34 protein-coding genes are annotated in these 24,615 nt (G+C 66.1%); 31 read left to right on the top strand and 3 right to left on the bottom strand.

Features of this window, described 5'->3' with window-relative positions; all coding sequences use genetic code 11:
* Nucleotides 1-28: 28 nt before the first annotated feature.
* The 17 genes from ACYSM9_RS07340 to ACYSM9_RS07420 all read left to right on the top strand — a co-directional run bounded on the left by ACYSM9_RS07340 (nt 29) and on the right by ACYSM9_RS07420 (nt 11,126).
* Nucleotides 29-250, top strand: a complete 222-nt coding sequence (locus ACYSM9_RS07340) for a hypothetical protein (protein ID WP_461856322.1) — start codon at nt 29-31, stop codon at nt 248-250.
* Nucleotides 250-414, top strand: coding sequence for a hypothetical protein (locus ACYSM9_RS07345; RefSeq protein WP_461856323.1), 165 nt, complete (start codon nt 250-252; stop codon nt 412-414). Before ACYSM9_RS07340 ends, ACYSM9_RS07345 begins: the two co-directional genes overlap by 1 nt.
* A gap of 454 nt (nt 415-868) precedes the next feature.
* Nucleotides 869-1,306, top strand: a complete 438-nt coding sequence (locus ACYSM9_RS07350) for a hypothetical protein (protein WP_461856324.1) — start codon at nt 869-871, stop codon at nt 1,304-1,306.
* Nucleotides 1,303-2,979, top strand: a complete 1,677-nt coding sequence (locus tag ACYSM9_RS07355) for a hypothetical protein (protein ID WP_461856325.1) — start codon at nt 1,303-1,305, stop codon at nt 2,977-2,979. Before ACYSM9_RS07350 ends, ACYSM9_RS07355 begins: the two co-directional genes overlap by 4 nt.
* A 23-nt stretch (nt 2,980-3,002) precedes the next feature.
* A complete protein-coding gene (locus tag ACYSM9_RS07360) occupies nt 3,003-4,418 on the top strand; it encodes a phage portal protein (RefSeq protein WP_461856326.1) in 1,416 nt (471 codons plus the stop codon).
* Nucleotides 4,402-5,661: a hypothetical protein gene (locus ACYSM9_RS07365; protein ID WP_461856327.1), complete on the top strand. Its 1,260-nt coding sequence runs from the start codon at nt 4,402-4,404 to the stop codon at nt 5,659-5,661. The genes ACYSM9_RS07360 and ACYSM9_RS07365 overlap by 17 nt, the downstream gene beginning before the upstream one ends.
* A 43-nt stretch (nt 5,662-5,704) precedes the next feature.
* Nucleotides 5,705-6,361, top strand: a complete 657-nt coding sequence (locus ACYSM9_RS07370) for a hypothetical protein (protein WP_461856328.1) — start codon at nt 5,705-5,707, stop codon at nt 6,359-6,361.
* A 55-nt stretch (nt 6,362-6,416) separates the two neighbouring features.
* Nucleotides 6,417-7,376 (top strand): major capsid protein, encoded by a 960-nt coding sequence (locus ACYSM9_RS07375; RefSeq protein WP_461856329.1) that lies wholly within the window; start codon nt 6,417-6,419, stop codon nt 7,374-7,376.
* A gap of 17 nt (nt 7,377-7,393) precedes the next feature.
* Nucleotides 7,394-7,705: a hypothetical protein gene (locus ACYSM9_RS07380; protein WP_461856330.1), complete on the top strand. Its 312-nt coding sequence runs from the start codon at nt 7,394-7,396 to the stop codon at nt 7,703-7,705.
* Between the two features lie 17 nt (nt 7,706-7,722).
* The gene (locus ACYSM9_RS07385; RefSeq protein ID WP_461856331.1) at nt 7,723-8,100 is read left to right on the top strand and encodes a hypothetical protein; all 378 of its coding nucleotides are present in this window, start codon (nt 7,723-7,725) and stop codon (nt 8,098-8,100) included.
* Nucleotides 8,097-8,495: a DUF6093 family protein gene (locus tag ACYSM9_RS07390; RefSeq protein WP_461856332.1), complete on the top strand. Its 399-nt coding sequence runs from the start codon at nt 8,097-8,099 to the stop codon at nt 8,493-8,495. Before ACYSM9_RS07385 ends, ACYSM9_RS07390 begins: the two co-directional genes overlap by 4 nt.
* Nucleotides 8,492-8,881, top strand: coding sequence for a hypothetical protein (locus ACYSM9_RS07395; RefSeq protein WP_461856333.1), 390 nt, complete (start codon nt 8,492-8,494; stop codon nt 8,879-8,881). Before ACYSM9_RS07390 ends, ACYSM9_RS07395 begins: the two co-directional genes overlap by 4 nt.
* Nucleotides 8,878-9,285, top strand: a complete 408-nt coding sequence (locus ACYSM9_RS07400; protein WP_461856334.1) for a hypothetical protein — start codon at nt 8,878-8,880, stop codon at nt 9,283-9,285. Before ACYSM9_RS07395 ends, ACYSM9_RS07400 begins: the two co-directional genes overlap by 4 nt.
* A 29-nt stretch (nt 9,286-9,314) precedes the next feature.
* Nucleotides 9,315-9,539, top strand: a complete 225-nt coding sequence (locus ACYSM9_RS07405) for a hypothetical protein (protein WP_461856335.1) — start codon at nt 9,315-9,317, stop codon at nt 9,537-9,539.
* A gap of 2 nt (nt 9,540-9,541) precedes the next feature.
* Nucleotides 9,542-10,063: a phage tail tube protein gene (locus ACYSM9_RS07410; RefSeq protein ID WP_461856336.1), complete on the top strand. Its 522-nt coding sequence runs from the start codon at nt 9,542-9,544 to the stop codon at nt 10,061-10,063.
* Between the two features lie 101 nt (nt 10,064-10,164).
* Nucleotides 10,165-10,818 (top strand): hypothetical protein, encoded by a 654-nt coding sequence (locus tag ACYSM9_RS07415; RefSeq protein ID WP_461856337.1) that lies wholly within the window; start codon nt 10,165-10,167, stop codon nt 10,816-10,818.
* Nucleotides 10,819-10,907: 89 nt separating this feature from the next.
* Nucleotides 10,908-11,126: a hypothetical protein gene (locus ACYSM9_RS07420; protein ID WP_461856338.1), complete on the top strand. Its 219-nt coding sequence runs from the start codon at nt 10,908-10,910 to the stop codon at nt 11,124-11,126.
* On the opposite strand, the gene ACYSM9_RS07425 is transcribed toward ACYSM9_RS07420, so the two are convergent.
* A complete protein-coding gene (locus ACYSM9_RS07425; protein WP_461856339.1) occupies nt 11,123-11,323 on the bottom strand; it encodes a hypothetical protein in 201 nt (66 codons plus the stop codon). The two genes, ACYSM9_RS07420 and ACYSM9_RS07425, sit on opposite strands and share 4 nt — an antisense overlap.
* Before the next feature lie 44 nt (nt 11,324-11,367).
* Here ACYSM9_RS07425 and ACYSM9_RS07430 point away from each other — a divergent pair, with 44 nt between their 5' ends.
* Genes ACYSM9_RS07430 through ACYSM9_RS07490 form a run of 13 tightly spaced genes read left to right on the top strand, consistent with a single transcriptional unit; the run spans nt 11,368 to nt 22,590 of the window.
* On the top strand, nt 11,368-14,703 hold the full coding sequence (locus ACYSM9_RS07430) for a phage tail tape measure protein (protein WP_461856340.1): 3,336 nt from the start codon (nt 11,368-11,370) through the stop codon (nt 14,701-14,703).
* Nucleotides 14,703-15,539, top strand: a complete 837-nt coding sequence (locus ACYSM9_RS07435) for a hypothetical protein (protein ID WP_461856341.1) — start codon at nt 14,703-14,705, stop codon at nt 15,537-15,539. Before ACYSM9_RS07430 ends, ACYSM9_RS07435 begins: the two co-directional genes overlap by 1 nt.
* Nucleotides 15,540-15,548: 9 nt before the next feature.
* Nucleotides 15,549-16,847, top strand: a complete 1,299-nt coding sequence (locus tag ACYSM9_RS07440; protein WP_461856342.1) for a hypothetical protein — start codon at nt 15,549-15,551, stop codon at nt 16,845-16,847.
* A gap of 9 nt (nt 16,848-16,856) precedes the next feature.
* Nucleotides 16,857-17,843, top strand: a complete 987-nt coding sequence (locus ACYSM9_RS07445) for a hypothetical protein (protein WP_461856343.1) — start codon at nt 16,857-16,859, stop codon at nt 17,841-17,843.
* Nucleotides 17,840-18,370, top strand: coding sequence for a gp53-like domain-containing protein (locus ACYSM9_RS07450; RefSeq protein ID WP_461856344.1), 531 nt, complete (start codon nt 17,840-17,842; stop codon nt 18,368-18,370). The genes ACYSM9_RS07445 and ACYSM9_RS07450 overlap by 4 nt, the downstream gene beginning before the upstream one ends.
* 2 nt (nt 18,371-18,372) lie before the next feature.
* A complete protein-coding gene (locus tag ACYSM9_RS07455; protein ID WP_461856345.1) occupies nt 18,373-18,819 on the top strand; it encodes a hypothetical protein in 447 nt (148 codons plus the stop codon).
* Nucleotides 18,816-19,115: a hypothetical protein gene (locus tag ACYSM9_RS07460; protein ID WP_461856346.1), complete on the top strand. Its 300-nt coding sequence runs from the start codon at nt 18,816-18,818 to the stop codon at nt 19,113-19,115. Before ACYSM9_RS07455 ends, ACYSM9_RS07460 begins: the two co-directional genes overlap by 4 nt.
* Before the next feature lie 8 nt (nt 19,116-19,123).
* Nucleotides 19,124-20,044, top strand: a complete 921-nt coding sequence (locus ACYSM9_RS07465) for a hypothetical protein (RefSeq protein WP_461856347.1) — start codon at nt 19,124-19,126, stop codon at nt 20,042-20,044.
* The gene (locus ACYSM9_RS07470; RefSeq protein WP_461856348.1) at nt 20,045-20,347 is read left to right on the top strand and encodes a hypothetical protein; all 303 of its coding nucleotides are present in this window, start codon (nt 20,045-20,047) and stop codon (nt 20,345-20,347) included.
* A gap of 9 nt (nt 20,348-20,356) precedes the next feature.
* Nucleotides 20,357-20,650 (top strand): hypothetical protein, encoded by a 294-nt coding sequence (locus ACYSM9_RS07475; protein WP_461856349.1) that lies wholly within the window; start codon nt 20,357-20,359, stop codon nt 20,648-20,650.
* 9 nt (nt 20,651-20,659) lie between these two features.
* A complete protein-coding gene (locus ACYSM9_RS07480) occupies nt 20,660-21,031 on the top strand; it encodes a hypothetical protein (protein ID WP_461856350.1) in 372 nt (123 codons plus the stop codon).
* A 3-nt stretch (nt 21,032-21,034) separates the two neighbouring features.
* Nucleotides 21,035-21,418 (top strand): hypothetical protein, encoded by a 384-nt coding sequence (locus ACYSM9_RS07485; RefSeq protein ID WP_461856351.1) that lies wholly within the window; start codon nt 21,035-21,037, stop codon nt 21,416-21,418.
* Between the two features lie 2 nt (nt 21,419-21,420).
* Nucleotides 21,421-22,590, top strand: a complete 1,170-nt coding sequence (locus tag ACYSM9_RS07490) for a GDSL-type esterase/lipase family protein (RefSeq protein ID WP_461856352.1) — start codon at nt 21,421-21,423, stop codon at nt 22,588-22,590.
* On the opposite strand, the gene ACYSM9_RS07495 is transcribed toward ACYSM9_RS07490, so the two are convergent.
* Both ACYSM9_RS07495 and ACYSM9_RS07500 read right to left on the bottom strand, forming a co-directional pair.
* On the bottom strand, nt 22,587-23,267 hold the full coding sequence (locus ACYSM9_RS07495) for an SGNH/GDSL hydrolase family protein (RefSeq protein WP_461856353.1): 681 nt from the start codon (nt 23,265-23,267) through the stop codon (nt 22,587-22,589). The genes ACYSM9_RS07490 and ACYSM9_RS07495 overlap by 4 nt on opposite strands.
* Before the next feature lie 45 nt (nt 23,268-23,312).
* Nucleotides 23,313-23,486: a hypothetical protein gene (locus ACYSM9_RS07500; protein ID WP_461856354.1), complete on the bottom strand. Its 174-nt coding sequence runs from the start codon at nt 23,484-23,486 to the stop codon at nt 23,313-23,315.
* Nucleotides 23,487-23,681: 195 nt separating this feature from the next.
* On the opposite strand from ACYSM9_RS07500, the gene ACYSM9_RS07505 reads away from it, so the two are divergent.
* Nucleotides 23,682-24,602, top strand: a complete 921-nt coding sequence (locus ACYSM9_RS07505) for a tyrosine-type recombinase/integrase (RefSeq protein WP_461856355.1) — start codon at nt 23,682-23,684, stop codon at nt 24,600-24,602.
* Nucleotides 24,603-24,615 lie beyond the last annotated feature (13 nt).

Below are 24,615 nucleotides of genomic sequence, written 5' to 3' on the forward strand. Positions count from 1 at the left end.
ACAGTGCAGACATCTCACGGAGGCAGCCATGAGCGCGACCACACTCCAAGCGGTGCACGAAGCCATCGCCGCGCACATCGCCGACGAAGCCGACGGCGACACCGTCTACCTCACCGACTGGCAGCTGACCGCAGCCGCAGCCCGCGACACCGGCACCACCCTGTACTTCAACGTCGGCACCAACTCCCCGTACCACAGCAGGCTCGGCCTGCTGTACCGCGGACTGGAGATGCTGGAAGGCGAAGAGTAATGGACGGGCAGACCTGCGACCGGCACCCCAGCGCCCTAGCACAAGCCAAGGTCACCCTCCCAAGCAACGGCATCCTCTACGTGTGCGGCCACTGCGCCAACACCCTGGACTTCGGCACACACTTCTACATCGAGTACGAAGCACTGTCCCTTGCCCCGGGCTAAACGCATCTGCGGCAAACCAGGCTGCCCCACCCCAACACACGACAGCCTATGCCCCACCCACCGCGCAGAAGCAGAAGCCAGACGCGGCAGCCGCGAGCAACGAGGCTACGGCCACGCACACCGCCAGCTCCGCAAACAATGGGCACCCAAAGTCGCGACCGGATCCGTGCACTGCGCCCGCTGCGGCGAACCCATCCAACCCGGCGAACGCTGGGACCTCGGCCACCAAGACAACGACCGCACCCAGTACAACGGGCCCGAGCACGCCGGCCGGTGCAACCGTGCAGCAGGTGGTCGCGCCGCCCACCAGTAACCACATAGTGAGACGAGAGAGTCGATGCACCGCCCCGAGGGGTGGGGGGTACCCCCTCCAAGGGGGCCGGCCAAACCACCGCCGGTGAGGTGACTCGCAGTCCAGAGCAGCTGAAATGTTGCGAATCCGCAGGAGGCAGCCATGGCGATCCCCCGCGCACCACTCGGCCTCGGCGCCGCCGGCAAGAAGCTGTGGAACGAGCTGAACAAGCTGCAGGACTTCGGGCCGGCTGAGCGGGTCACTGTCGAGGAAATGTGCCGGATCAAGGACCGGCTGGACCAGCTCAACGACATCATCGCCGGGAAGGGCGTCCTCGAGCTCATGCACTTCCGCTCCCTGGTCGACGCCGACGATTCCGACGAGCGCAGCGTCACCATGACCGTGGACGGGGTCCTCTCCGAGTCCCGGCAGCAGGCGAACATCTTCAAGCAGCTCCACGCATCGCTCCGAATCCCCGATGCTGAAGGCAAGAAGCCGCAGGCGCGGGGCGGGGCCCGTGGATCCTACTCGGCGACACCGAAGAAGACCTCCAAGGTCTCGTCCCTTGACAGGGCAAGGGCCGCCAGAAACGGGGCATGATGGCCAGGCACTCCCGCTGGGCTGGGCCGCTGTTCGAAGGTCACATTTGCTCCTTGGGGTACGCCGTCCTCGACTGGATCACCGAGTACACCTGCCACGGCATCGGCGACATCCAGGGCGAGCGGTTCGTGGGCCAGTACGACCTGGACGACGAGATCCGCGAGCACGTCATCCGCTGCTACGAGCTCGACCCGCTCACCGGGCGGCGCGTGTTCAACGAAGCGGTGCTGTCCCGGCCCAAGGGCCGCGCGAAGTCCGAAATTGCCGGCATCATCGCCACCGCTGAAGCCTTCGCCGACGTCGTCCGCTTCGACGGCTGGGACGCGCACGGCCAGCCAGCAGGGAAGGCTGTCCGGTCCCCGCTGATCAAGTGCCTTGCCACCGAGGAAGGGCAGGCCGGCAACACGTTCGCGAACATCGCCTTCATCGCCGGCGAGTGGGGCCAGGACGAGTACCCCGAGATCTACGGCGGCGCCGGCGGCGTCCGCCGGTACCAGTCCGCTTCCGCGATCTACCTGCCGAAGGGCGGCGAGATCCGCGCCTCGACCTCCGGTGCGGCGTCGAAGGACGGCGGCCTGGAAACCCACGTCGTCGCCGACGAAACCCACCTGTACGTGCTGCCCGAGCTGCGGAACATGTACGGCACGATCTCGCGTAACCTCGGCAAGCGGTACGACGCCGACGCCTGGTTGCACCAGACCTCCACGGCGTACCGGCCGGGTGAGAACTCGGTGTTCGAGACGACCCTGACGATGTGGCGGAAGGGCCTGCTGCCCGAATCGGTGTTCATGAACCACCGCGAGGCCACAGGCAAGATCGACCTCGACGACAAAGAACGCACCAAACGCCAGCTGCGCGAAGTGTACGGGCCGGCCGCCGAGTGGATCGACCTGGACCGGAAGTACCGGGACATGCGCGACCCTCGGATCTGCGCCGACGACGAGACCGCGGCCCGCTACTTCCTGAACCGGCCCATGTCGTCGAAGGATGCGTGGATCCCGGACGACGTCGTGAAGCGGCAGGCCCGCCCGGACGACTACATCGCCAAGGGCGAAGCGGTCGCGCTCGGCTTCGACGGCTCACTGAACGACGACTCGACCGTGCTGTTCGCGTCCCGCATGTCTGATGGCTTCATTCAGCCGCTGGGCATCTGGTCCAAGCCGATGGGGCCGGCCGGGAACTTCTGGGAAGTGCCCCGCCGCGACGTCATCAAGGCCATCGAGCTCGCGTTCGAGGATTACGACGTGACCCGGCTCTATGCCGACCCGCACGAGTGGCGGACCGACATCGACGATCTCGCGGAGAAGTTCGGCGAGCGCGTGTTCCCCTGGGCGACGTCGCGGGATGTGGCCATGGGCGCAGCGCTGGACAGGCTCCGCACGGACCTGATCAGCGGCGGCGAGGACCCGGAGGACGAAACGGGGAAGCGGACCGGCGTCCTGTTCCACTCCGGGGACAAGGAAATGATGGAGCACTTCTCCAACGGCTACGTCCGGAAGCGCGGCATCCACCGGCTGGTCCGCAAGGAGCACGACAAGTCCGACCGGAAGATCGACTCCATCATCGGCGCCGCCCTGGCGTACGAGGCCCGGGCGGACGCCCTTACCGAGGGATGGACCGCCGGGTACCAGCCAAACACACGTATTTCCAACGCCGTTTACGGCTTCAACTAGACAGCATCTGAAGGGGTGGTGGCGTGGACGCCAAGCTTGCACGTAACTACCTGGAACGTGGCCTGACCGGGCTTTCCGCGCAGGCGCAAAGCTGGGACCGCCGGCAGGCCTACTTCGAAGGGAAGCAGGATCTGCCGTTCGCTCCGGAGGGTGTGAACACGGAGTACACGGCGCTGCAGGAGCAGGCGATCGCGAACTTCCTCGGTCTGGCCATGGGAGCTCCGGTCCAGCGGATGCAGGCTGACGGTTTCCGGACGGGCCGCGACGGCGGGGCGGACCTGACCACGTGGAACGAGATTTGGCAACCGAACAAGCTGGATTCCCGGCAGAAGATCGTCTACCAGCAGATGCACGTGCACGGGCGCGGCATCATGTCCGTGTCACCGGTGAAGGCAACCCCGAAGACACCGAAGATCCGGCCGGAGAACGGCAAGCGGGTCTGGATCGAACCGAACCCCAATGATCCATTCGAGGGTCTGTTCGCGGTCAAGAGCATCGCCCAGGTGGACGGCACACTCAACGCGTACGTCTACACCGATACCGAGTGGGTGCAGTTCACCCAGGCGAAGGGCGAGAAGGACTGGGGCATGACGGCCGTGGGCCGGCACAACCTCGGCGGCCTGCCGTTCGTCACGTTCGACTTCAACGTCGACGCGGACGGTGTCCCGCACGCGCCGATTGAGAAGCTCATGGCGCAGCAGGACGCGATCAACACGATCCGGTTCAACACGCTGCTGGCCATGCAGTTCTCGGCCTTCCGGCAACGCGTGTTCACCGGCTTCGACCCCGTCGCCAGGAACGCGAAGGGCGAGATCATCGTCCGCACGGACTCCAACGGTAAGCCGCTGCTGGACCTCAACGGCCAGCCGATGCCGGTGCTCAACACTCCGGGCAGGATCGGCGTGGACCGGGCCTTGGTGTTCCCAGGAATCGACACGAAGGTCTTTGACCTGCCGGAGTCGAACCTGGACAACTACATCAAGGTCTACGACACGTTCCTGAACACGTTCTTCTCCACAGGGCAGATCCCGCCGCAGTATGCGCTGACCAAGATGGCCAACACCTCCGGTGATGCCATGGCCGGCGCTGAGTCGACCTTCCAGTCGCTCATCAAGGATCTGCAGATGGCGGCAGGCGAGTCCATCGAGTCCGTGATGCGGCTCGCGAACCGGGCCCGCGGCGACGCGAACGCGGATGTTGCCTCCGAAGTGATCTGGGCGGACCCGGAGATCCGGTCCTTCGCGCAGATTGTCGACGCGGCGCAGAAGCTCATCGCATCGGGCATGGCCCGGCAGGATGCTTGGTCGATGCTGCCGGGGGCGACGCCGCCGAAGGTGCAGTCCTGGGTGGAGAACTCCGACAGCGACATAGAGAAGGCTGACGCTGGCGTGAACGCGCTGGCAGCCAAGATCGGCGGAAGCGGTGACATCACCACCTGAAGCAGTCGCAGCCTATGACCAGGCAATGCGCGAGCTCGAAGTCCTCGCCCTTGGCATTGGACGCCGGTTCTGGCGGAAGCTGAACCCGGCGGACCTGTCCGGGTCCTGGGTGCGTTCCCTCGCGGGGCTGCAGCCGGCCATGGAGCAGATCCAGTTCCAGGCTGCCGTACTCGGCGGCGATTATGGCGCTTCCACGCTGGCTGAGCAGGGCCTGTACGAGGCGCCGAAGTCCTTCCTGAACCCTGTAGGGTTCGTTGGCTCGGCGCCCGACGGCAGGTCGCTGTCTGGGCTGCTGTACTCCCCGGTCACGCAGGTCAAGTCAGCACTGGGTGCCGGCCACCCGCCGGCACGGGCCCTGGCTGTTGGCCGTGCCGTGCTGGACCGCAACGTCCAGACCATGGTCGCCGACACCGGCCGGGCAGCTGCTTCCGTGGACATCGTCGCGCGGCCGCGCATCGGGTACGTCCGGATGCTCACGCCGCCGTCCTGCGCCCGCTGCGTGGTGCTGGCGGGGAAGTTCTTCCGCTGGAACACCGGCTTCCAACGCCATCCACGCTGCGACTGCCGGCACATCCCCTCGAGGGAGAACACCGCCGGGGACCATACCACCGACCCCTACGAGTACTTCCGCAGCCTGTCCGGCGAGGACCAGGACCGGATCTTCACCAAGGCCGGCGCCAACGCGATCCGCGACGGCGCCGACGTCTTCCAGGTCGTCAACTCCCGGCGCGGGCTGCAGCCCGGCGGCCTGGTCACTAAGGAAGGCACGTCGCGTGCCGGGAACTTCGGGCGCGGCAGGCCCCCGCGGCTCACCCCGGAAGGCATCTACTCACAGGGCCTGTCCCGGGAGGAGACCCTGAAGCTCCTGGAGCGCAACGGGTACATCCTGCCGGGCGGCCAGCAGCCACAAGGGGTGCTGCGCGGCAAGCAGGAAGGTTACGGCGCCCTGGGCCGCGGCGGAACCCGAGTGGGGGTCCGTGCCGCCGTCGAGGAAGCCCGCAGAACCGGTGAGCGGAACCCTGCCGTCCGCGCGACCATGACGGCCGCCGAGCGGCGCGTGTTCGACGCCCAGGTGAACTGGGACGCGGTCCTCGCCGGACGGAACCCCTACGGCAACTACCGGCTCACTCCCGAGCTGGCTGCCGCCGTCGAGAACGATTTCCGCCGCATCATCGTCAACGGTGACGCGGCGGCCCAGATAACCGCCCGGAAGGCCATGGGCGGCCCCAAAATCCAACCCTGATGCGCGAGGCTGACGGGTCTTACCTCTGCGATGGAGGAAACCAATGAGCAAGAAATTCACCAAAAGCGCCCACGGGATCGACCTGTTCGCACCCGGCGGCCTGACCCAGCTGTTTGCCCTGCACCGGGCAACGTTCGGTGACGCAGTCATGGAAGCCGGCGACGGCGGAGATGGCAGCGGCGCGGGCGCCGGGGACCCCGCAGGCAGTGCTCCCCCTGCTGCCCCTCCTGCCGGTGATCCGGCCGGCGGCGGCGCCGACCAGTTCCAAAGCGAAGGCGGGCCGAGGGCACTGCAAGCGGAGCGCGATGCCCGCAAGGCAGCCGATAAGCGCGCAGCGGACTTTGAAGCGCGCGTCAAAGAGCTCGAGGACGCCACCAAGTCCACGGACGAAAAGGAACGCGAGCGAGTCGCCAACCTTGAGAAGTCCGACCGGGAAAAGGACGTTCAGATCGCCGAACGCGACGCCAAGCTCCTCCGGTACGAGATCGCCGCGGCCAAGGGCCTGGACCTGAAAGCCGCGCTGCGCCTCCAGGGCTCTACCCGGGAAGAGATCGAGGCCGACGCGGACGAGTTCGCTAAGTCCTTCGCTTCCTCGGCACCAGGCGAAGTGCCAGGCGCCGGCGCACGCGGCGAGACCCGCGTCCAGACCACCCCGGGCATCGGAACCCTCACCCAGGGCTACGCCGAAACCAGCAAGTAAGACCCCCAAGGGCGACAGCCTGCGGGCCATCCGAAACAGAAAGAGGTAAGCCACAATGGCTGTCACCCTTGCACAGGCAGCAACGCTGTCGCAGAACACTCTCCAGCGCGGTGTCCTGGAAACCTTCGTCCAGGCCTCGCCCGTCCTCGACCGGCTGCCGCTCCTCGACATCGAGGGCAACGCCTACGCCTACAACGAGGAAGGCACCCTCCCGGGTGTCGCGTTCCGCTCCGTCAACGAGGCGTACACCGAGTCGACCGGCACCGTGAACCAGCGGACCGAGTCCCTGGTCATCCTCGGTGGCGACGCGGACGTGGACCGCTTCATCGTCAAGACCCGCGGGAACCTCAACGACCAGCGCGCGGTGCAGACCGCGATGAAGGTCAAGGCCGCGTCCTACAAGTTCCAGGACACCTTCTTCAACGGCGACGTCACCGTCGATCCCAAGTCCTTCGACGGGCTGAAGAAGCGCCTCACCGGCGCGCAGGTCCTCGACGCCGGCACCAACGGCGCCCCGGTCCTGGGCAACGGATCCACCGACGCCCAGGCGTTCTTCGACGCCCTGGACGCGCTCGTCGCTGCCGTGCCCGGCATCGACGGCACCAACGGTGCGATCTACGCCAACTCGTCCATCCTCAGCAAGATCCGCTCCGCCGGGCGCCGGCTCGGTGGCGTGGACCTCGTCAAGGAAGACATCACCGGCAAGCGCGTCCTGACCTGGAACGGCATCCCCGTCCTCGACCCGGGATCCACCGCAGCCGGCGCCACCATCCTCGCCCAGAACGAGACCCAGGGCACCGCCTCCGGTACCGCGTCCTCGATCTACGCCGTGAAGTTCGGCCAGGGCGAAGCGGATCAGGCCGTCACCGGCCTGACCAACGGCGGCGTCATGGTCGATGACCTCGGCATGCTGCAGTCCCAGCCCGTTTACCGGACCCGCATCGAGTTCTACTGCGGTCTGGGCATCTTCGGTGGCAAGGCAGCAGCCCGCCTCCGCGGCGTCCTCAACTCCTAGAAGGAAGGCAAACAGCCATGGCAACACGCAAGCAGACCGAAGAGACGACGACGCTGGACAGCGACGTCACCAAGCCGTCCGTAACCGCACCCGGCGACGGCCCGGCCGACACCACCGACCCCAAGGAGCGGGCAACCACGGTCACGCCCCAGCCCGGCGAGGAAGCGCTGAAGGTCGGCACGGTGAACGCCGTGCTGCCGCTCCCCCCGGTCGAGGAAACCGCGCCCGAGGGTGAGGCCCGCACCGAGGAGTACGAGGTGGAAGGCCCGGACGGCAAGCCCGTCCGCGTCGTCCGCAACATCGAGACCGGCGAGTCCCGGCGCAAGTAGCAAGGTAGGAGGGCGTCATGCCGCAGGTCACCGTCACCAAGGCCGACATCGAAAAGGTGTGGCGCCCTCTCACCGAGCAGGAAACCGCCGTCGTCCCCGGGCTGTCGAACCGGGCCTGGCTGAGGATCGTCGCGAAGCTCCCGGACGTCTACGAATCCGGGATCGACGAGGCGATCATCCAGGACGTCATGGTCTCCATGATCATCCGGGTGCTGAAGAACCCCGACAGCGCCAGGATCATCTCCGAGTCCATCGACGACAGCACCGATTCCCGCACCCTCGACAGCGCCATCTCCAGCGGCGAAATGTACATCAGCGCGGACGAGCTGGCCATGCTCACACCGCTGCCGATCGCCCCGGTCTACGGCATGTACGTGATCGGGCTGGGCGGATGAACATTGTTCGCGCCCTCGAAAGAGGCAGGGCAAAAGCTGAAGCACGCATGATCGACGAGTGCCGGATCGTGCGGCGCACCGGGCAGCTGGTCACCGACAGGGCCACCGGCAAGGTCACCAAGGCGAGCAGCGAGGTCTACGCCGGCAAATGCGAAGTGCAGTCGAAGAACGCGTCGACCGCACGCCCCGAAGCCGGCGAGCACTCCTTCACGGTCGTCTCCCGGCAAGTGAAGATCCCCGCGAACTCGGCAGACGTCAGAGACGGCGATGTCGTCATCATGACCAGATCCGCGCTCAACGCCTTCACCGTCGGCAAGGAATACGTTGTGGAGGGGTTCACCCCGGACACCTACGACACTGCCGCCCGGCTGCCAGTGAAGGAGATGACCTCGTGAGCGACTTCGAGAAACTCGCCAGGGACTTCGCGGGAGCCGGCGACGGCATCCTCAAAGAGGTCAGCGCCAGCGTCTCCAAGGGCGCCCTGAACGTCAAGAACAAGATCATCAAGGACTTCAAGTCCTCCCGCCACTTCAAGGGCGGCAAGTCGATCAACTGGAACCGTGACGTCCGGTACAACCTCACCAAGACCGCAGACAGCATCGAAGCCGAAATCGGCCCCTACGTCGACCAGGAAGGCTTCGGCACCTTAGTGGGCATCGCCATCCACGGTGGTTCCCGCGGTGGTGGCGGCACAGTCCCTGACCCGCTGATCGCGCTGCAGGATGAGGAACCGAACTTCCTCCAGGCCACCGACGACATCCTCGCGAAGCTGCTGCCATGAGCGTCGAACACTACGACGCGCTGGAAGCGCTCATCCCCGCCGGGCTCACCGTGTTCCGCGGCTCCGCCCCTGACAAGCCCGTCGAGGCCGACTACCCCTACATCGTCCTGGGCGGCACGGCCGGCACTGAGACGGGCGATTCCTACGCCGGTGACCCGGACTCCCTGGAGCTGCGTTTCAAGCTCACCTACGCGGGCCTGACCTTCGACTCGGTTCTCACCGCCATCTACATGGTGCGGCCCGTCCTCGTGGGCCGGAAGCTCGTCGTCCCGGGCTGGTCGTCGGGGCGGCTGCGGCACGAGTCCCTGCTGGACATCACGACGGACTTCGACGTGACCGTCCCCGAAACCTCATCGCACCCGCTCTTCGCGGTCGATGAGTTCACGGTCATGTCCGGCCGCTGAAACAACCCCACCACCTGAAGGAGGCCCGCGTGGCTACCCGCACCAGCTCCACTCCTGCCGACGAACCGACCACCGAAGTCGATGACCCGGCGATCCCCGACAAAGTCGAGGGCCGCAAGTACGACCCCCGCAAGAAGGTCTACGTCTACGACACGACCACGGGCGACAAGCTCCCCAACCCGGTCCCGGAAACGTGGCTGGACGGCCGCTTCCCGAACCTCTCCGAAACCCCCTCCAAGAAAGCAGGTAAGTAGTCATGGCAGTCCTCGGCCCCAAGATGCTCACGGACGCGAACCGGCGTCTGGCGTGGGTACCCACCATCGCAAACTACCACGCACCCACCGTCGCGGAAATCACCGCCGGCAAGGACCTGTCCTGCCTGATCACCGCGGCCGACTTCGCCCTCGGCTCCACCGGTGACGACGCGATCAACGACCCGGCGTACTGCGCCTCGTCCAACTCGACCAGCCCCGGCCGGACGAACTACGAAGCGGCCATGAACTTCTACCGCTTCAAGAACGCCGCCGACGACTCGGCCTGGACCACGTTCACCGACAAGGGCATCGACGGGTACCTCGTCGAGCGCATCGGCCAGATCGCCGACGGCGAGAAGGCCCACGAGGTTGCCTGGGCGGCCGCCGACGAGGTCCGGGTCTTCCAGGTCATCACGAACACCCCGCAGGTCCTCGCCCCCTCCGGCGCCGGCTACGAGAAGTTCCGCCAGGTCTTCTCCGTTCAGGACCTCGTGGACGAGCGCGCGGTCGTCGCCGCCGCTTAGTAAGACGGCCGGCCCGGGTGGTTTTCCAAGGTTCCACCCGGGCCGGCGCTTCACCCCTAAACCTTGACCCCGCAACGAGAAAAACCTTGGAGGTTTTCCCCATGTCCGAGAACGAAATCAACTTCGACGAGTGGCTCGACGGAGTACAGCGCACCGAACGCTCCGTCACCCTCTACGGCCGCGCCGACCTGCTGGCCGACATCGACGAGCTCGAAGCCCAGAAGCGGCAGCTGGCCGACGTCCCGGAAGAGGACCGCGGCTACGCCGAGTCCAGCGGCGGGAAGCTGCAGGAGAAGATCGACGCCCTGTACATCGCCCTGGACGCGTCCAAGCTGGTCGTCCGGGTCTCGTTCATCGACGACGAAGAGCAGAAGGCCATCCGGGACGAGGTCAAGCGCGACCTGAAAGCCCAGCTGGACGAGGCTGCCAAGGCCGCGCGTGAAGAGGCCAAGGAGAAGTGCCGGCGGCTGGAAATCACCAACCCGAACGACATCAACAACGTCGCCCGGAACATGGCCAACGAAGCCGCTGAAGCCGTCGCCGAGCGGGAGGTGTCCATCCGGACCTGCGCCGCGGCGGTCGTCTCCCCGCGCATGACCCCGGACCACGTCCGGAGGCTGTACAGCAAGATCGGTGACGCCCAGTTCAAGCTGCTCACCATGGCGTACTCCCGGGCCCAGCACGAAGCCCCGCTGGTGGCAGTCCCAAAATCGTCGAGGCCTTCGTCCGACCAGAGTGGCGGCACCTCCTCCTAGAGGCCCGCACCGCCCGCGCATGGAAGATCCCCCACACTGTCCTGCGCGGGCGGCCGGACGACGGCAAGTGGTCCGACAAGGACCGCATCATGGCGTTGGCCCTTACCGCTTACGAGGACGGGCTGTGCCCTGGCTGCGGCCTGCACTACCTGGTGGCGCAGGGCGACCACAACGTTGGCCGGCACGAGGCCGACGACCAGGTCATCTGCCACGGTTGTGAGCCGCTGGAGTCCATGAAGGCAGACAACAAGCGGCCCACGTTCCCTGGGCAGAAGATCGTGCTTCGTGAAGTGGAGGGCTGGGACTAGCTTTCCGCCCTGCGCTTCACGTAGCCGAGGATCGCCAGCAGGATGCCGATCACGATCATCGCGAACATCAGCAGCGGGTTCCCAGTACCACCCGATCCCAGGGCAATCACGTAGATCACGACGCCGAGGATCGCGAGCATCGCGCCCCAACCAATGAGTGCGTCCCCGGGCTTCTTATTGGTTTTCGTTTCGCTCATCCCTGCATCAAACCACAACTGAATCAAGAGATGGAGGCCTGCCTGTGTCTGAGCGTCAGGTACTGGTCCGGATCCGCGCCGAAATCGGCGACTTCCGGAAGCAGATGCAGGAAGCCACCAAGGTCACCGAACAGCTTGGCAAGACCGTCAAAGAGACGGGCAGCAAGACCTCCCAGCCGCTGGACGAGACCGCGAAGAAAGCCGGCGAAGTCCGGGACGAGCTCCTCAAAGCCGGGGCCGCGGCGCAGACCTCAGCCAAGGGCTTCGGCCTCAGCTACGATTCGAGCGGGCAGCTGCGCGACGAATTCGGGCGTCTCGTCACCAACGCGAAAGCCGCGGCCCTCGGCCTCGAAACCACGAGCGAAGCGACCCGCGAATTCGCTGCCGAGCAGCAGCACGCCGCAGACAAGGCCGCCCAGACAAACACGGCGCTGGGCCAGCTGGTGCAGTCCGCGACCAAGCACGAGGCCGCCTGGTCCACTTCGGGGACCGCGCTGCTCGGCTTCGGCGCCGCGGCCGGCGTCGGGGTCGGCCTGGCGATCAAGTCCTACATGGAATTCGACAAGTCCATGTCCGAGGTGCAGGCAGCCACGCACGCCTCCGCAGGCGACATGGAGCAACTCCGGGCCGCCGCGATCAAGGCCGGCGCGGACACCTCCTACTCGGCGCGCGAAGCAGCGGACGCCATCACCGAGCTGTCCAAGGCCGGCGTCACCACCAAGGACATCCTGTCCGGCGGTCTCGACGGCGCGCTGACTCTGGCCGCCGCCGGGTCCCTGGGCGTCGCTGACGCGGCCGAACTGGCAGCCACGGCAATGGTCCAGTTCAAGCTGGGCGGTGACAAGGTCACCCACCTGGCCGACCTGCTGTCGGCTGGCGCGGGCAAGGCCCAGGGCTCGGTCGAGGACCTTGGCATGGCGCTCAAGCAGGGTGGCCTTGTGGCCGCCTCGACGGGTCTGTCGATCGAGGAAACCACGGGCGGGCTCGCGGCCTTCGCCTCGGCTGGGCTGATCGGCTCCGATGCCGGCACGTCCTTCAAGACGATGCTGATGTCGCTGAATCCGAACAGCAAAGCCGCCTCCGAAGAGATGGCCAAGCTCGGCATCCACGCCTACGACAACCAGGGCAAATTCGTCGGCCTGTCGAAGTTCGCCGGCATCCTGCAGGACTCCATGAAGGGCCTGTCGGACGAGCAGCGCAACGCCTCGATGAAGATCATCTTCGGGTCCGACGCCGTCCGCGCCGCGAACGTCCTGTACGAACAGGGCGCGGCCGGGATCGCCGACTGGACCGCCAAGGTCAACGACTCCGGTTACGCCGCTGCTACCGCAGCTATCAAGCAGGACAACCTGGCCGGGGACATCGAGAAGGTCGGCGGGTCGCTCGACTCCGTCTTCCTGAAGTCCGGTTCCGGTGCGAACGAGGTCCTGCGTTCACTGGCGCAGACAGCCAACACCTTCCTGGACTCCATCGGACAAATTCCCGGCCCGATCCTCCAGACCAGCCTGGGGCTGACGGCCACGGCCGGCGGGGCCGCCCTGCTGGGCGGGGCCTTCCTCACGGCCTTCCCCCGGATCCTTGAAACGAAGAAGGCCTTCAACGAGCTCGCCGATTCGTCGCCTAAAGCGGCGGCCGGAATCGGCAAGGTCGCCAAGGCTGCGGCTACGGCCGGGACCGCGCTGGTGGCCCTGCAGGTCGCCGGTGCCGTGTCCAAGATCTGGGCCGGGGAAACCAAGACCGTCCAGGACTACGCGCAGGCCTTCCTCACCCTGAAGACCTCCACGGCCGATCTCGATTCTGTCGTGAAGAACACGGGCGGCCTGGGAACCCAGATCAACGGCGTCGGCGACGCCCTGGTCCGGGTGAACGAGTTCGACTGGTACGACAACCTGAACAACTGGGCTGGCGACATGGTCGGCGGCATCTCCCGCACGCAGCAGTTCCGGGACAGCGTCAAGAATCTCGACAACACCCTTGTGTCCCTGGTCCAGAACGGCGGGGCGGAGAAAGCCGGCGAGTCCTTCAAGATCCTCTCCGACGAGGCGAACAAGTCCGCCGAGGCGCAGGGCAAGTCGAAGCTCTCCGTGGACCAGATGCTGAAGCTCATGCCTCAGTACACCGAGGAGCTGAAGCGCCAGGGCACCGCGCTGGGGCTGAAGCTCACCGATGAGGAGCTGCACCAGCTGGCGCTGGGCAAGATCCCTCCCCGGATGCAGGCCATCAAGGAGACGACCGAAGGCGCCGCTGCAGCTGAGGCCTACCAGGCCCAGGTGACGGAGGAGCAGTCCAAGAAGCTCGAGGAGCTTGGAATCAGCGCCGACGGCGCCATCGTGAACCTGTCCAATTTCACGACGGCGCTCATCAACGCAGGCCTGCTCACGCTGTCCAGCCGGGACGCGACCGCCAAATTCGATGAGGCTCTCGATGGGCTTGACGGAAAAATCAAGAACATCATGGCCACGGAGCAGGCCCACGGTGGCGTGCTCAACGAGTCCAAAACGGACCTCGACCTGTACTCCGAAGCGGGCCGGGCAGCGAACGATGTCCTCGCCGACATGACCCAGAAGGGTCTAGGCGCAGCGGAGGCCATGGCCAAGAACGGCGACTCCCAGCCTGCCGTACAGGAGCAGCTGGGCAAAACCTACGAAGCCATGAAACGTACAGCCGAAGGCTTCGGCCTGGGAACCCAGGAATCCGAAGCGCTGATCCGGTCCATCCTGCACATCCCGCCAGGAGTGAAGGTCGAATCCTGGATGTCCAGCGAGGCCAAGAGGATGGCAGAGCAGACAAAGGGCGCAATGGACGCCATCGACGGCCGCACCATCACCGTCACCACCAAGGAAGTAACCGAGCGCCACGTCATCAAATATGAAGAGCGCGTGGCAGCAGCCAACGGGAACGAACCGGACGGTGGCGGCCTCTACGGTTCCGACCGGCGGCGCGACGGCGGCCTGATCAGCAAGTTCCAGGCCGGCGGCAGGGTAAGCAAGTTCGCCGCAGCCGGCTACGTTCGCGGCCCCGGCACCGGGACCTCGGACGAGATCAACGCCCGGCTGTCCAACGGTGAATACGTCATCCGCGCCTCGAAGGTCGCCCAGTACGGCGTCAAAACCTTTGACGCCTACAACAACGGGTACGCGCCCCTGTCCAAGTCCGTCGCCGGCGGCTACGGCCAGGTGCAGACCTTCAACGGCTTCGCAGGCACCGCGGCGGGAACGCCTGCCATAAGCCTTGACGGGCTGGCGGTAGTCGGCGTGATGGAACTCAACGCGGACGCCACCATGGCAACGTTCCGCGGCGTGGCCCGGCAGGAAGCCGCCGGTGCCATCGCGGCGGCCGACGGCCAGGCACGCTACACACGACCCGGAAGGACCCCCTAATGGTTGCTGTTCTCGTCGAACCTCACCTGGAGGATCCCTGCGCTTGGGCCGGGATCACGATCACGGACCTCGGCATCGGGGACTCCATCGTCACCGTGTGGCAGCTCGCTGACAACGAACGGGAACCAGTGCAGGGGTACCGGCGGTACCTCATGAATGACGCTGCTTTCGTGGAGGACTGGGCGGTGCCACTCGGCCGCCCAGTCCGCTACGAGGTCGAGGTCATCAGCGGCCCGAACGGGGCCGCGAGGATCACCTCGGAAGCGTTCACGGTCGATTCCCCCGTCGGGTACCTGCAGGATGCCCTGGACCCGCAGTCCGCCGTCGCGATCGTCGGGAAGCGCCGCGACAACGAGGACATCACTCTCCGGGCATCGGCGCTGTCCGACTTCGAGAAACAGGCTGACGTGTCCATCTTCAAGGTCATGGGCTCCAAGAAGCCCATGGCCCTGATCGGTGGCCGCATGGCAGAGCTCGGAGTGGACACCTCGGTAGCGACGAGGTCGGCGCAGCAGAACGCGCAGCTCGCCGCGCTGCTGGAGAACTCTGCGAACCTGCTCTTCCGGCCCCTCCCGGAATGGGGCGACCTCGGCCTGTCCGGCAGCCTGTACCTCGCGAACCCTTCCTTCCGCCGGCAGCCGGTCAGCGTCGGCTACGGCGGGAACCTCACCTGGTGGTCGCTGCAGTCCGACGTCGTCCAGGCGCCGGCCATCAAGGTCCTCACCGCGATCTTCACCTACGGCGACGTGATGATGCTGTTCGACACCTACCAGGACAAGCTCAACGCCATGGCCGGCAAGTCCTACCTGGACGACATGAAGAACCCCCTCGGATAGGAGACCCGCGTGCGTTTGCTCGACGACGTGTCACGGCGGGCCCTGGAAGGCTCCCGCCCCGCCGACACCCTGATCGCCTGGGTGTGGCGCGGCGGGAACCTCATCCTGCCCGAACCCCTGGAGGTCATCGACTGGTCCGGGCAGGACGACGCCGGCGACTCGGTGAAGGTCAACCAGAAGATGACCTTCACCATCGCCGACAACAGCGGAAAGCTCGGCGCGTGGCGGCTGGACGACGTGCTCGGCGTGGCCGGGACCCGCCTCCATGTCGTGTACAAGATCGGTGGCGCCGGGGCCGTGAACTTCGGCCGCTTCCGCATCACCGACAACGCACCCGATGAAGTCACCGAAACCAGGGTCATCAACGAGTACGGGTACATCGAACCCGACGGCTCCCTCCCGCCCCACAAGCGCAGGATCTACATCACCCGCGCCGTCGTCCGCATCGACGCCGTGGACCTCACCGTCGACGCGGACAACGACAAGTTCGAGGCCCCGGTGTCCCCGCCATCCGGAGCGACAGTGCGGTCGGAGTTCCAGCGGCTCATGGCCAGGCACTTCCCGACAGTGTTCGAACCGGGCGTCCCGGACTCGCCCCTCTCTTCGCAGCTGATCTTCCAGAAGGAACGCCTCGAAGCCGGGCAGGACATCCTCTCCGTGGTCGGCGCCCGGTACCGGATGGGCGGCGACGGCGAGTGCCAGGCCTACATGCCGGGCGGCGCCCCGGTGCTCCGGATCGAACCGGACGCCGGGCTAGTGTCGGTGTCCCGGAAGCAGTCCATCACCGGCCTGTACAACCGCTGGGTTGTGGAGGGCAAGGAAGCAACGGACGGCTCCAAGGTCACCGCCGCAGTATCCCTCGAGCAGGGGCCGCTGCGCTATGACGGTCCCCACGGCCGGATCCCCTTCTTCTACAGCTCCACCATGATCGAGTCCTGGGAGCAGGCATACGCCTACGCGCTGAAGCTCCGGAACGAGTTCCTCGCCTCCCTCGCCGTCGAGCTGGAAGTTTCCACGGTGCCGCGGCCCGAGCTGCAGGGCGGCGACCGGATCGAGGTCGGCTGCCCCATCGCCGCTGGCCACGTCGTCTACGTCCCCGGAACCATCACCTCGATCAGCCGGCAGGGCGACAAGGCCCCGCGCGAAACCCGGATCCGGGTCGCCTGCGCTTACGGCGACGTCGACCACGCCCTGACCACCAGCCCCTGGGCTGAGTACCTGACCGACCAGAAACCGGAACTGACCTGGGAGCGCATGCCTTCCACGTGGGGCCGGCTGCCCAACATCACATGGGACGCGCTGCCGTAGGAGGCCTGCATGGATTTACGGCACACGATGGCGCAGATCCCCGGTGGCGGGGTGACGGTACGGTACGGCTCCGCCCGGTGGGACGGGACGGAATGGCGCATCGACGACAACGGAAGCCTCCTGTCCGCGATGTGGCTGGACCCCATCCAGCCCGTGCAGTCCGGGCCTATCGCCTACCTGCTCGTCACGGACGGCCGCGGGCAGTCCTCGGCGCTGGTGCTGGGCGGCATCACGCCGCAACCCCGGCCCGGGACCGGCACAGTGCAGGAGATCATCCCGGCCGGCACAGCCACGCAGATCAGGGTGACAGCGGAGGACGACAAGGACTACACGACGTCCCGGTTCGTCGGCACGTACAACGTCGGGGACCCGGTCCTGATCGACTGGACCGCCGGCATCCCCACCATCATCGGCAAGATCGCCGAAATGACCGTCACGGCCCCCGCAGCGGCGGCCCCGGCATCCAGCGGCAGCTCCGGCACCGCGCACCTGATCGCCACCGCCTCCGACACCTGGTCAGTGAACGGCTGGGGCGCCTGGGCCGGCTCCACCAACGGGCGGGAAAAGGTCTACTCCGGCACGCAGGGCGGCTACACCGTCACCGGCTCGTGGTTCTACGGGCCCTGGGGAACCTCGCTCGCGGGCCTAACGATCACCGAGGCCCGGTTCCGGGTCCCGGCCCGCCTCCCAGGCGTGGGCACGTCGGGGCCGGTGACGATCAATCTGTACGCCCACACGTCGCAGGCCCGCCCCTCCGGGGACGTGAACAGGGTGGCCGGCCCCTTCACGGTGAACCTCCCGGCCGGCTACGACCCGAACGTCCACAACCTGGATCCCCGCCTCCCGAATGGATGGGTGGTCCTGCCCAGTAGTTTCCACGCCGTTCTCCAGTCGGGGGGCGGCGTTTCCATTGCCGGCGGCGGTTACGTCGGCCTCAACGGGCGCCTCGACGACGGCGCTTCCGGCCAAACCGACATTGATTGGAGATCGGCATGACGCAGGTACGGAACAACGGGATCGAAGTCCCCGTCCCCTCCGACCCGTACAACCCGCCAGCTGACATGGCAAAGATGGCCGACACCACCGAGGTGATCCGCCGCGTGTCCTCCGATACGGCCATGAACTCGATCACCGGGAAACGGCCAGGCACCCCAATGGTGCGGACGGACTGGCCCGGCCAGCCCATGTTCACCTGGTCAGGGGCCGACGACAGCGCCGGGGCGTGGATCGCTGTCGCCCCAGAACTGGAGTTCGGGCAAGGCAACAGCCGGGGCATCATCAAGGGCCGCGAAGTCCTGGTCACCACCACGGAGTTCAGCACCGGCCGCGTCGTCTTCGAGACACCGTTCCCGAACGCATGCAGAGGGATTACCCTCACCCACTCCACAGGTGCGCTGACCGTCGTGAACTTCCGAATCACCGACAAGCAGCCCTCCTACGCCGAGTTCGTCGCCTACAACGCCTCCGGGGCCGGCCTTCCCAGCTCCGCGATCTACGTCAACTACGTGGCCGTGGGGTTCTGATCATGAGCTGGTGGAGTAAACCCGAGAAACGGGTGATCGTGGGCCGAAATATCACCCTGGGCGCGGGCATCCTCTACGCACTGACCCGATCGATCTACTACGCAACCGTCAAACCCGAATCCCTGTCCGGAGCGCAGTCCGTCATCACAGCCGACGGGCACCTGCTGGGCTTCTGGGGCGCCGCCTGGGGCATGGTCGCTACCTTGTGCATCGCGGACATGGTGAATCGCCACACGAGGCACGGGCTGTCCCTCCTGGTCAGTATTTGCGCCGTGTGGGGCTTCAGCTACGCGATCATCTGGGCCATTACCGGCTTCACCGACTACTCCCTCATATCGTCCGCTATCGGCTGGCTGGGACCAGCGACGTTCATCTTCGGTTTCCTACTGAAGGTCACGGCGTTACAGGACATGCTGAGGGCGCGGCGGCAACCCCAGGAGCTCGAATGATGGAGATCAACTGGGAACACATCGGCCCGTACGTGATCCTCCCGGTCATGAGCCTGCTTGGCGCGTGGCTGGTCGCGAAGATCCAGCACAAAGGGCGCCCCGAAAACGCGCTCATCGACCAGCTGCAGGAAGAACTGACCCGGCACGCGGCACGCATCAGCGGCCTTGAAACAGAGCAGAACAAAGCCAAAAGACGCGAACTGATCCGCGACAACTACATCAACAAGCTGCGGGACCACATCAACCAAGGGAACCCGCCCCCGCCGCCCGAGTGGCCAGAGGGCCTTTACGACTAGGAGCCACCATGGGCTATTACCTTGAAGAGCACCCCAACCCGAACACTGCCCAGTACGGCTGGCCCCGGAACCGGGTGAGCGGCGTCATCGGCGTGCACACCACCGAATCTGGTGTCATCCCATCAGGGGCGGACCCCGGCGCCGAGAACACCGCCGCGTTCATCGCCCGCCGCACGGATTACGGCAGCTACCACATCATTGCCGACTGGGACACCATCGTTCCGATGACCCGCCCGACATTCGCGGCCTGGGCCGACACCACGAACAACGTCCACGCCATGAGCGTCTCCGGCGCCATGGACGCGGCCCGCTGGCGCGACATCGCCCCGGACCGTGCCGCCGGCATCGTGAAGAACATGGGCGTCGCCGCGGCCATGCTCGTCCGCGACGCCATCGCCCACGGCGTCCTCGACGCCCCGCCCCCGGCGCAGCGGATCACCGCCCAGCAAGCCATCAACGGCACCGCCGCCGGCTTCTACGGCCACGGCGAAACCAACCCCGGCACCCGGTACGACCCCGGCACGAACTTCGACTGGGACCTGTTCCTCGCCACCTACGCCGCTGCCGTCGGAACAACCACCACCGGAATCACCTACCAAAGCACGACCATCACACCCTTGGAGGACGACGTGAGCGCACAAGAAGTACTGTCCTGGCCCATCGAACGCACGGACGGCCAGGATTCCACCGTCGCCGTGGAACTCGCCCGCATCAACCCGAAGCAGGACGAAACCCTGTCCTTCCTGCAGGGCATGAACGAGAAGCTGGACGAGGTCGTGGGGAACGCCCGCAAGACGTTCTGGAACTCCGAAGAGTCCAAGAATCTGCTGGCCAACACCCCGGCCCCGGACCTCGCCGCGAAGATCGACGCGGCCGGCCTCGCCGCCGCCGTGCGCGACGAGCTCGTGAAGATCCTGGAAGGCAAGTAAGTGGCCGACCACGTAGCCCTCACCACTCAGGAGCGGAACCCGTGGGCGGCCGTGCGCCGCACCGGCGCCGCAGTCCTGGCGTTGATCCCAGTTCTCAACGGCATCGCTGCTCTCACCATCGAGCTGCTGAAGCCGTACGAGATCTATCTGCCGGCGTGGATCTTCCCGGCGCTGAACGGCGTGCTGGTCGCCACGGCCCTGCTCGCAGCCTGGGTAACTCGCGTGCTGGCCATGCAGAAGGTCAACGACTGGCTCCGCACGTACCTGCCGCTGCTCGCACCCGAGGGCAAGACCAAACAGTAGGAGGCCCTCGTGGCTGTAGGAGTTACCCCGCGCGGGTTCAAGAAACCGGACGGCTTGACGGAGCTCGTGAAGAACGGCGCCGGGATGATCTCGGACAACGCCCAGAAGGCCGACGATCTGCTGGCCGCGAGGGAAGCAGCAGACAACGCCCTGGCATCCCGGATCGGCGTCGCCGAGGCGAAGATCGACGCCGGGGCCGGCGGCGTCGGCCTGTCCGCTGACCCTGATCACCCGGGCCTGTACTACTTCGCCGGCCCCACCATCACCCCTGACCCGGCCAATCCCGGCCTGTTCACCTTCTAGGAGCGTGCCGTGACCGTAGTGAACATCAGCGTCCAGGCCCCGGCGGACGGCGGCCCAGTCGCGGCGCAGGGCTCGTTACGGTGGGAGCCGACCGGGCGGCGGATCGGGGCGGACGGCGCCCTGGTCCTGCCCGCCGGCTTCACCGTCCCACTCGTCGGCGGCATTGCTGCCGTGGACGTCGAACCCTCCACCAACCTCTGGGCGTGGACCGTGACGGAACTCTTCGCCGGGCAGCCAGCCAAGCGCCGCACCGTCGCCGTCCCCGACACCGGGCCCGTCGACTACACAGCACTCACGCCCGTGGACCCGGCCACCCTGGAATCCACTCTCACCGTTTCCCCCGACCCGGACAACCCGGGCTTCTACCTGATTGGAGCATGACCCATGACGCAAAGACTTGTCTCCGTCGGGGACGACTTCACCCTTCCGCCGGCCGTCCAAGTGGACGAGCCGAACCTTCCCGACCGGCTTTCCGCAGGGGAACTTTCTGCCACTTATGCCACCTACGCGAACCTGGCAAAGAACCCGGATTCGATCATCGCGGGGGCAGTCACGGTGGACGGAAACAACCTGGTCACGAGTGCTGCCGTCGTATGGCCGGACGGGAAACCGGGAACCATGACGATCACCAGCAGGGACGCCAACAACGCCGTCCTGGCCTACAACATCACCTACGGCTCGCCGGTCATCAAGACCTTCACGCAGCCTGCCATCACCCGGAACGCTGCCGGCGCAGCGACCCTCGTACCTCAGATTGTGGTGAGCTAAATATGGGCATCCTCGACGCACCCGTTATCCCGAAGGACTCCACCGGCCGCCGGCTCGATAGCTTCAGCATTGCCGACGCCAGCGCCGCCCGACCGGGGAACCGTGTGGCCTTCCTGGGGGACTCAATCACGCAGTCCGCTTGGCAGAATTCCACGCAGCTCCGCGGCTCGTCGTACCCGCTCTACGCGCAGATGCTATCGGGAGGGCGTGTGCTGACCGTACGAAACGCCGGCATTTCGGGTGAGCGTTCGGACCAGATCCTCGCCCGGTTCGACACTGACATCACCCCGTACAAGCCAAACGCCGTGGTCATCCTCGCAGGACGCAACGACATCGCACAGGGCATCACGCTCAGCGTCTACCAGGCAAACGTCATCGCCATGGTGGCTAAGACGCGGGCCATAGGCGCGACGCCCATCCTTGGTCTGATCCCGCCCGTGAACACCGGCACGGACAAGCCAACCACGATCAAGTGGAACACCTGGCTGCGCTACTACGCGGCTGCCAATGGGATCATCACCCTCGACTTCTACACCCTCATGGTGGACCCGGCCGCGGGCGGCTACCTCTCCACCTACAACACGGACGGCACCCACCCAAGCGTCTCCGGGTACATCGCGATGGGGCAGCTCGTCGCTGACAAGCTCGGGCCGCTGCTCCCCAACTGGACGCCTCCTCTGGCTGTGGACAACGGCGACACCGGGCAGCTATACCCGTCCAATCCGATCCTGCTGACTGACAGCAACGCGGACGGCGTCCCGGATGGTTGGTTCGCTTACGGCGGGTCCACGGGCTACGCGCACGCGCTCGTCACAGACGCCAACGTACGCGGCAAGATGATGCAAATCACCCAGTCTGCGAACGCTTCACTGCGGGCCTTGCAGCGGTCCTTCACTGGCTTCAACGTCGGGGACAAGGTGGCCGTGTGCGGCGTCATGACAACGGACGGGGGCGTGCGGACCCAGGTCAAGGCCACGTTCACCGGCAACGGCGGGACGGCATCCCCGGCAGACATCACCGCACCAATCACTCGGGGGTTCTTCTACCAGGAATACACCGTCCCGACGGGCACCACGAACATCATGATCGACCTGATCGCGAACGCAGGCACGGGCGTTGTCTCATGGGGCCAGGTAACACCGATCAACCTGACAGCGCTAGGGCTCGCCTAGCCCTGAATTGCTGGCTTGAGGGCGGCGCCAATAATGGCGCTGCCCTCGGGCGTCGGGTGAATTCCGTCAACCGTCAGACTCGGCTTGTATGTCTGGCCATCGCGCAACCCTGCCGCAGCGTCCACCCATGTCCACCCCTGGCCGGTAACGAAGGCCTTCATTTTTTCATTGAAAGCGACCGCAGCTTCAGGGCGGGCATCCTGCGGAGGGATGGACGAAACCACGACTCGCGTCGCGCCAGACGTTCTGACGATTCCCGAGACGTTCTGCGTCGTGGTCTCAAAGGGCACGTTGTTCAACACGTCGTTTGTGCCAGCGAGAATCACCACGACATCTGCCTTCACTGGCTGCGTATGATCAAGCATGGCCCGGGTCTGCGCGCCACCATCGGCCCAACCGCCAGCAAAAGGCAGGGAGTTCGACGCAACGTAACTAACCCAGGAGCGGTCACCAAACTTGCCGCCGACGAAGTCCGGGCTGTTACCCTCGGTGATCGAATCACCGAACGCTGCAAATTTGACCTGCTTCACGGCTGCCGGGAGAGTCGCCTTAGCGCTGGCAACGTGCTCGTCGTAGTACTTCTGCACCTTCTCAGAAACCGGCGGCGGTGAGGACGCGCAGCCCGTGACAAGAGCAATCGAACCGGCCATCACGGCAGCGGCAAGGATATGGCGCAAGAGTCCCCCAAAGAGCAGATGTGATTGCCTTGATTCTACCGGCTGTCAGACCTGAAGCCAGCCGCCATCATGCTGCTGAACCCAGAGGCGGAACACGACCACGCGGGCGGCGTTGGCGTGCTCCCTGCCAAGCTCCTTTGCGTCATTCGTGTCCCGCGCTTGGAACGTGACCAGGTCGGCCTCTTGATTGTTGGTATCGGTCACTTTGTACGTGTTCATGACCTCGATACTAGGGGCCAATAAGACCGGTTAAGTTCCCCTGGAAAAATTGCCCCATCCTCTTCGGAGGGTGGGGCTATTTTCCATTTGGTGGAGTAACATGGGTGCTTCAACGACGGCGGCCCCGCCAGTGCGGGAACACTGACAGGGCCTAATGCCGTCATCCATCCACTGCGAAGCATCATGGAGACGACTGTGCATAACACTACCCTCATTGGCGTACCCACAACCAGGATCACCACCCCGGCCGAGCTGGCGGCCGCCGGCTACCTCGCCCGCTACCGGGGCAGCACCCGCGAGACCTACAAGGTGTCCCTGAAGCTCCTGTTCAACTGGTGCGCCGGCCTCGGCGTGGATCCGCTGGAAGGCATGCGCCGGCCGGTCCTGGAACTCTTCGCCCGGTACCTCGAGGACGAGCGCGGCAACAGCCCGGCCACGGTCGCCCATCACCTGTCCATCATCCGCGGCTTCTACTCCTTCGCGGAGATCGACGGCTACATCGACCGGTCCCCCGCCGCGCACATCCGCATGCCCCGCGTGTTCCAGGACGAGTCCCGCACGATGGGCCTGGACCGCATGGAGCTCGGCGCCGTGATCCAGTGCGCCCGCGCATCCTCGCCGTCCGACGCCGCGCTGATCACCCTGATGGGCATGCTGGGCCTGCGCGTCTCCGAAGCCTGCGCGGTGAAGATCGAGGACTACCAGGACATCGAACGCGGCCACCGCGTCCTGCGCCTCGTCGGCAAGGGCGGCAAGCCGGCCACCATCCCGCTGCCGGTGCCCGTGCTGCGCGCCCTGGACGCCGCGGCAGGCGACCGCACGTCGGGGCCGCTGCTGCTCCGCAACAAGTCCGGGGAACCCGTGAACAGGAAGTCGGCAGCGCTGACCGTGGCGCGGCTCTGCAGGAAGGCCGGCATCAAGAAGAACGTCACCCCGCACGGGCTCCGGCACAGCTTCGTCACAGCTGCCCTGGACGCGGGCGTGCCGCTGCGTGACGTGCAGGTCGCGGCCCGGCACAGCGACCCCCGCATCACGGCGCGGTATGACCGGGCCAGGCACAACCACGACCGGCACGCCTCCCACGTCGTGGCCGCGTTCTTGGCAGGCGCCGCCTGACAGCCATGGTCGA

It is taken from the genome of Arthrobacter sp. C152 (assembly GCF_054890965.1).

Bases quoted from the DNA above. Each gene is read 5' to 3' on its own strand.
- ACYSM9_RS07400 (WP_461856334.1), top strand. From the start codon at position 8,878: ATGAGCGTCGAACACTACGACGCGCTGGAAGCGCTCATCCCCGCCGGG.
- ACYSM9_RS07375 (WP_461856329.1), top strand. From the start codon at position 6,417: ATGGCTGTCACCCTTGCACAGGCAGCAACGCTGTCGCAGAACACTCTC.
- ACYSM9_RS07410 (WP_461856336.1), top strand. From the start codon at position 9,542: ATGGCAGTCCTCGGCCCCAAGATGCTCACGGACGCGAACCGGCGTCTG.
- ACYSM9_RS07450 (WP_461856344.1), top strand. From the start codon at position 17,840: ATGACGCAGGTACGGAACAACGGGATCGAAGTCCCCGTCCCCTCCGAC.
- ACYSM9_RS07460 (WP_461856346.1), top strand. From the start codon at position 18,816: ATGATGGAGATCAACTGGGAACACATCGGCCCGTACGTGATCCTCCCG.
- ACYSM9_RS07485 (WP_461856351.1), top strand. From the start codon at position 21,035: ATGACGCAAAGACTTGTCTCCGTCGGGGACGACTTCACCCTTCCGCCG.
- ACYSM9_RS07390 (WP_461856332.1), top strand. From the start codon at position 8,097: ATGAACATTGTTCGCGCCCTCGAAAGAGGCAGGGCAAAAGCTGAAGCA.
- ACYSM9_RS07380 (WP_461856330.1), top strand. From the start codon at position 7,394: ATGGCAACACGCAAGCAGACCGAAGAGACGACGACGCTGGACAGCGAC.
- ACYSM9_RS07490 (WP_461856352.1), top strand. From the start codon at position 21,421: ATGGGCATCCTCGACGCACCCGTTATCCCGAAGGACTCCACCGGCCGC.
- ACYSM9_RS07455 (WP_461856345.1), top strand. From the start codon at position 18,373: ATGAGCTGGTGGAGTAAACCCGAGAAACGGGTGATCGTGGGCCGAAAT.
- ACYSM9_RS07415 (WP_461856337.1), top strand. From the start codon at position 10,165: ATGTCCGAGAACGAAATCAACTTCGACGAGTGGCTCGACGGAGTACAG.
- ACYSM9_RS07370 (WP_461856328.1), top strand. From the start codon at position 5,705: ATGAGCAAGAAATTCACCAAAAGCGCCCACGGGATCGACCTGTTCGCA.
- ACYSM9_RS07385 (WP_461856331.1), top strand. From the start codon at position 7,723: ATGCCGCAGGTCACCGTCACCAAGGCCGACATCGAAAAGGTGTGGCGC.
- ACYSM9_RS07355 (WP_461856325.1), top strand. From the start codon at position 1,303: ATGATGGCCAGGCACTCCCGCTGGGCTGGGCCGCTGTTCGAAGGTCAC.
- ACYSM9_RS07500 (WP_461856354.1), bottom strand. From the start codon at position 23,486: ATGAACACGTACAAAGTGACCGATACCAACAATCAAGAGGCCGACCTG.
- ACYSM9_RS07445 (WP_461856343.1), top strand. From the start codon at position 16,857: ATGGATTTACGGCACACGATGGCGCAGATCCCCGGTGGCGGGGTGACG.
- ACYSM9_RS07350 (WP_461856324.1), top strand. From the start codon at position 869: ATGGCGATCCCCCGCGCACCACTCGGCCTCGGCGCCGCCGGCAAGAAG.
- ACYSM9_RS07420 (WP_461856338.1), top strand. From the start codon at position 10,908: ATGGCGTTGGCCCTTACCGCTTACGAGGACGGGCTGTGCCCTGGCTGC.
- ACYSM9_RS07425 (WP_461856339.1), bottom strand. From the start codon at position 11,323: ATGAGCGAAACGAAAACCAATAAGAAGCCCGGGGACGCACTCATTGGT.
- ACYSM9_RS07435 (WP_461856341.1), top strand. From the start codon at position 14,703: ATGGTTGCTGTTCTCGTCGAACCTCACCTGGAGGATCCCTGCGCTTGG.
- ACYSM9_RS07340 (WP_461856322.1), top strand. From the start codon at position 29: ATGAGCGCGACCACACTCCAAGCGGTGCACGAAGCCATCGCCGCGCAC.
- ACYSM9_RS07345 (WP_461856323.1), top strand. From the start codon at position 250: ATGGACGGGCAGACCTGCGACCGGCACCCCAGCGCCCTAGCACAAGCC.
- ACYSM9_RS07465 (WP_461856347.1), top strand. From the start codon at position 19,124: ATGGGCTATTACCTTGAAGAGCACCCCAACCCGAACACTGCCCAGTAC.